Below are 4,442 nucleotides of genomic sequence, written 5' to 3'. Positions count from 1 at the left end.
AGCCGGTCCAATCGCTCACTGTGGGCCAGCAGCCCTGGGGTGTGGTCATTTCGCCCAAATAGCAGACATTGATCATCGGGAGGCTCAAGACATGAAACTTTGCCGTAGGTTTTTCTTCGCCGCGCTCGCCGGATTTGTCCTTGCTCCGATCGTAGCAAACGCCGACGATGCGACGTCAAAACCGTCGCGTGCCAGCAAGAACCTGCCGGAATTGATTATCGGTTCGGCCGATTCCACCTATGCGGTCAATCAGAAGGACTTCGAGCTGATCGCCGGCCAGGGCTATCGCTGGAAGATCACGTCCAAGGGCGGTTTCGAGTACAAGTTCGTGACCGATCTCTTCCGCAATGTCTGGATGGACCAGATCGTCATCAACGATTTGGAAGTGCATATGGACGGCGGACCGGCCTGGCTGGAATTCGACGACGCGGGAACGATCCAGGTGCAGTTCCATACCGTTCGCCCGGGCGAATATACCTGGTCGGTTCCCGACCTTGCCGACAAGGGACTGAAGGGCAAGATTACGATCAAGTAAGACAAAAGGCGATCAGGGGCGCCAATAGGCCAACGCGTCCTGAAGGAGCGATCCGGTATGCAGCATATGAGGACAAGCGGACCGGGAGACGAGGTGGCGGCGCTCGATGTCCGAGCCGTCAGCCATTCCTATGGCCAGAAGCGGGCGCTCAACGACGTCTCCTTCTCGATCGCGCCGGCGACTTTCACCGTTCTGCTCGGCCTCAACGGGGCCGGCAAGACGACGCTGTTCTCACTGATAAGCCACCTCTACGACACGCGTCACGGATCGATCCGCATCTTCAGCCATGACATTCGCCGCGCGTCCGGCGAAGCACTCAGGCGGGTCGGCATCGTGTTCCAGGCACGCACGCTCGATCTCGACCTCAGCGTCTACCAGAATCTCTCCTACCATGCCTCGTTGCATGGCATTGGCGGACGCGAAGCTCGCCAGCGCATTGCCGCGCTGCTGGAAACGGTCGACATGCAGGGCCGCCAGCATGACAAGGCACGCAGCCTCTCCGGCGGTCAGATGCGGCGCATCGAAATCGCCAGGGCGCTGCTGCACCGACCTTCCCTGCTCCTGCTTGACGAGGCGACCGTCGGCCTGGATATCGAATCTCGTGCGGGCATCCTCGCCACCATCCGCAAGCTCGTCCAAGCAGAGGGCATCGGCGTGCTCTGGGCTACGCATCTGATCGACGAAGTCGAAGACGCCGACCATGTCGTCATACTGCGGCGGGGTGACCTGGTCGCCAGCGGCAAGGTGTCGGATGTGATCCGTGCGAACGGCGGAAGTTCGATTCGCGAAACCTTTTCGAAGCTCAGCCGCGTCGATGCGGCGGGCATGACGGAGACGTCGCCATGAGCGCTCCTGCGATGCCCGGAAAAGTCGCCGGCATCATGCCGGTGCGGTCCGAGCCATTCGGCCTGCGCCACTATCTCATTTGCCTGAAAGGCGTCGTCCTGCGCGAGTGCCTGCGCTTCCTGCACCAGCGCGAACGCTTCATTTCCTCGCTGGTCCGGCCGCTGGTCTGGCTGTTCATCTTCGCGGCCGGCTTTCGCCAGGTGCTTGGCGTGTCGATCATCCCGCCCTACAAGACCTATGTGCTCTACGAGGTCTATATCACGCCGGGCCTTTGCGGCATGATCCTGCTGTTTTCCGGCATGCAGTCTTCACTGTCGATGGTCTACGACCGCGAGATGGGCAACATGCGCATCCTGCTGGTCAGCCCGTTTCCGCGCTGGTTCCTGCTGGTGTCGAAGATGCTGGCCGGTGTGGCCGTATCGATCGTGCAGGTCTACGCGTTCCTGATCGTTGCCTGGTTGTGGGGCGTCAAAGCGCCGCCACTCGGCTATCTCTATGTTCTGCCGGCACTGTTCCTGTCGGGCATGATGCTTTGCGCGCTCGGCATGCTCTTGTCTTCGCTGATCAAGCAGCTTGAAAACTTCGCCGGCATCATGAACTTCGTCATCTTTCCCGGCTATTTCGCGTCTCCGGCGCTGTATCCCTTGTGGCGCATCCAGGAGGCGAGCCCCCTGCTCTACAAGATCTGCCTCTGCAACCCGTTCACCTATGCCGTCGAACTGATCCGTTTTGCCTTCTACGGGCAGATCGAATGGCTGTCGCTGGGCGTCGTCGCCGGCTGCACGCTGCTGTTCCTGGGCGGCGCCATCATCGCATACGACCCTTCGCGCGGTTTGGTGATCCGCAAACAGGACATGGGAGGAAACGCCTGATGGCGCGAATGAGACTTGTTCACACTCTGGTTCTGGTCACCACGCTTGCGTCGATGGAGGGCGCCGCCGCGGCAAACACCGATCCCGACTGGCCCTGCATGCAGCGTAAGGTGCCACAGCTCTCGCTTGGCCAGATCTGGAATGGGCCGGAGCTTCCGGCGACCGCGAAGGATTGGGCGAAGGATCCAGGCGTGTCGGCGCTTGTCGATGCTGTGGCGGCCCGGCGGACGCCGATTGCACAAGCCCAGAAGGAGATCAAGGATTTCGCGACTTCCCTACCGCCCGAGCAGGTCGCAACCAAAATGACGATGCTGGTGCAGGGAATGTTCGATCACATGGACGCCGAGCGTTCGCTCGTGATCTCCGGCATCTCCCGCTATGCCCACAAACAGCTGGAAATGGCGGCACAGTTGCGCAAGGAAGCATCCGAAGTGGACGCGCTGCGCGCCAAGGCCGATGCGGATCCGGACGAAGTAGAACGGCGAACCGATCAACTGAATTTCGCGACGCGAATTTTCAACGAACGCGTCCAGTCGCTGACTTATGTCTGCGATGTGCCGACGATAATCGAGCAGCGGCTTTACCAGTTGTCGAAGACTGTCTCGGAAACGCTCATCGTGAAGAAATAGACCTTGGCCGCCTGTCTCACGACTCTCTGCCAGGCAGCACACGCCAGCGCTGCACGAAATAACCGGGATGCGTCTCGATCCACCTTGCCACCAGCGGCTGCGCCTGCATGAAGGCAGTCCCGGGATTCATCGCCAGACCGTCTACCATTTCCTCGCGTTGTTCGCAGGTCCGCGGTCCATCCGTCAGGCAGACCATCATAACGAGTGTGTAAAGCATTACCCCTTTTCCCCATCGAATTCCCGAACCCATACCCGGGAGAGTTCCGAACAGTCTGCAGGGGTTGCACATACAGATCGCTTACGGTGTGAAAGGACGTGGCCCCCGCTCTTTCGCACTGCAACATAACATATCGCTTATATAATACCAACGAGCGCGGGCGTTCTCCACCGGACTTTCATCCGTTGCGCTCGTGCAGTGTCATCCAGCCTTGTCTGGATACAGCTTTCCGAAAAGGGGCAGGTACATTGCGCCCTTGCGCATCAGGAAATCGTTGAATGTGGCCATCGCCGGCGAGATTGCGTGATCGGTTCGCATCACCGAGAACCATTGTCGGCGGATCGGCATGCCGACAACGTCGAGGATGACAAGCCGGCCTGCCTCGGTTTCCGCAGCGATGGTGTGAGCAGAGATGAAGGCGATGCCCAGACCAGCCATCACCGCCTGCTTGATCGTTTCGTTCGAGGCCATCTCGACACCGAGGTCGTCGATGCGCCCAGGCACGTCGCTCAGGAATATTTCCAACGAGATACGGGTTCCGGAGCCGGGCTCGCGAATAAGGAAATGCTCCTCGGCAATCCGCTCCTTGGAGATATCGCGCGCCGCCACCAAGGGATGGTCGGGCGGCGCGATGATGACCAGCGGGTGATCACCGAAGACCGAAGCACGCACCGGAACCTCTTTCGCCGGACGCCCCATCAGCGCGATATCGATGTCGTGGTTCCTGAGGTTGTCGATCGTCTGGGCACGATTGCCGATGGCAAGCCGCATGTCGATGTCGGGATGGTCCTTCATGAACGCAGCCATCAGCCGCGGCGCGAAATATTTGGCTGTGGAAACGACGCCGAGCCTCAAGCTGCCGGTGCGTACGCCCTTGATGGCATCCATCTTGTCTTCGAGCAAACCGAGATGCTCCTCGATAACCTGCGCTGTCTCGACGAAAGCCAGACCTGCGGCAGTGGGACGCATGCCGTCCGACGTTCGGTCGAACAGAGCCAGCTGGAATTCTTCCTCCACTTGTCGCAGTTGGATTGTCAGCGCTGGAGGAGACAGGCCTAACATCTTGGCTGCGCTGACAATTTTGCCGCACTTGATGATTGCCTGGACGGTCTTGAAATGCTTGAGCGTGAGGTTTCTCATGTCGCATACTAAATTGTTTTTACTGACTAGGTAAAGTTATTGAATTTTACTTATCGTGCGACGTTTGTTTCCATTCCTCCAGTCCAGCCGCTCCGAGGAGATGCGGCGGGAGGGGAGGTTACGATGCCAGCGGCAACGCTCGACGCTTTTCTGAACTCCTATCTCGGCCAGCCAGACGAATTCCGCTCGGCCGTTGTGACGAC

6 protein-coding genes are annotated in these 4,442 nt (G+C 59.5%); 4 read left to right on the top strand and 2 right to left on the bottom strand.

Annotation, left to right across the window (positions count from 1 at the left end):
• From EN932_RS30145 to EN932_RS30130, 4 genes are all read left to right on the top strand, one after another.
• Nucleotides 1-535 (top strand): hypothetical protein (locus EN932_RS30145; protein WP_245483351.1); only part of this gene is annotated, 535 nt, incomplete at its 5' end.
• Nucleotides 536-592: 57 nt separating this feature from the next.
• Nucleotides 593-1,381 (top strand): ATP-binding cassette domain-containing protein, encoded by a 789-nt coding sequence (locus tag EN932_RS30140; protein ID WP_024504382.1) that lies wholly within the window; start codon nucleotides 593-595, stop codon nucleotides 1,379-1,381.
• A gap of 35 nt (nucleotides 1,382-1,416) precedes the next feature.
• Nucleotides 1,417-2,253, top strand: coding sequence for an ABC transporter permease (locus EN932_RS30135; RefSeq protein WP_050580490.1), 837 nt, complete (start codon nucleotides 1,417-1,419; stop codon nucleotides 2,251-2,253).
• 53 nt (nucleotides 2,254-2,306) lie between these two features.
• Nucleotides 2,307-2,882 carry a hypothetical protein gene (locus EN932_RS30130; RefSeq protein ID WP_245483350.1) on the top strand — a complete coding sequence of 192 codons (576 nt, stop codon included), beginning with the start codon at nucleotides 2,307-2,309 and terminating at the stop codon, nucleotides 2,880-2,882.
• A gap of 16 nt (nucleotides 2,883-2,898) precedes the next feature.
• Here the strand turns inward: EN932_RS30130 and EN932_RS30125 are convergent, their stop codons facing one another.
• Complete coding sequence (locus EN932_RS30125; protein ID WP_013532050.1) at nucleotides 2,899-3,099, bottom strand: hypothetical protein; 201 nt, start codon at nucleotides 3,097-3,099, stop codon at nucleotides 2,899-2,901.
• Nucleotides 3,100-3,300: 201 nt separating this feature from the next.
• Nucleotides 3,301-4,239 carry a LysR family transcriptional regulator gene (locus tag EN932_RS30120; RefSeq protein WP_013532051.1) on the bottom strand — a complete coding sequence of 313 codons (939 nt, stop codon included), beginning with the start codon at nucleotides 4,237-4,239 and terminating at the stop codon, nucleotides 3,301-3,303.
• Between the last annotated feature and the right edge of the window lie 203 nt (nucleotides 4,240-4,442).

The organism is Mesorhizobium sp. M7A.F.Ca.US.002.01.1.1, assembly GCF_004022955.1.
Classification (GTDB): domain Bacteria; phylum Pseudomonadota; class Alphaproteobacteria; order Rhizobiales; family Rhizobiaceae; genus Mesorhizobium; species Mesorhizobium ciceri.
The sequence above is the reverse complement of the archived record's forward strand: the minus strand, read 5'-3'. Positions and strand labels throughout refer to the sequence as shown.

What these genes read in the sequence shown, in the direction of transcription:
- EN932_RS30120 (WP_013532051.1), bottom strand. Translation starts at nt 4,239, where the DNA reads ATGAGAAACCTCACGCTCAAGCATTTCAAGACCGTCCAGGCAATCATC.
- EN932_RS30130 (WP_245483350.1), top strand. Translation starts at nt 2,307, where the DNA reads ATGGAGGGCGCCGCCGCGGCAAACACCGATCCCGACTGGCCCTGCATG.
- EN932_RS30125 (WP_013532050.1), bottom strand. Translation starts at nt 3,099, where the DNA reads ATGCTTTACACACTCGTTATGATGGTCTGCCTGACGGATGGACCGCGG.
- EN932_RS30140 (WP_024504382.1), top strand. Translation starts at nt 593, where the DNA reads ATGCAGCATATGAGGACAAGCGGACCGGGAGACGAGGTGGCGGCGCTC.
- EN932_RS30135 (WP_050580490.1), top strand. Translation starts at nt 1,417, where the DNA reads ATGCCGGTGCGGTCCGAGCCATTCGGCCTGCGCCACTATCTCATTTGC.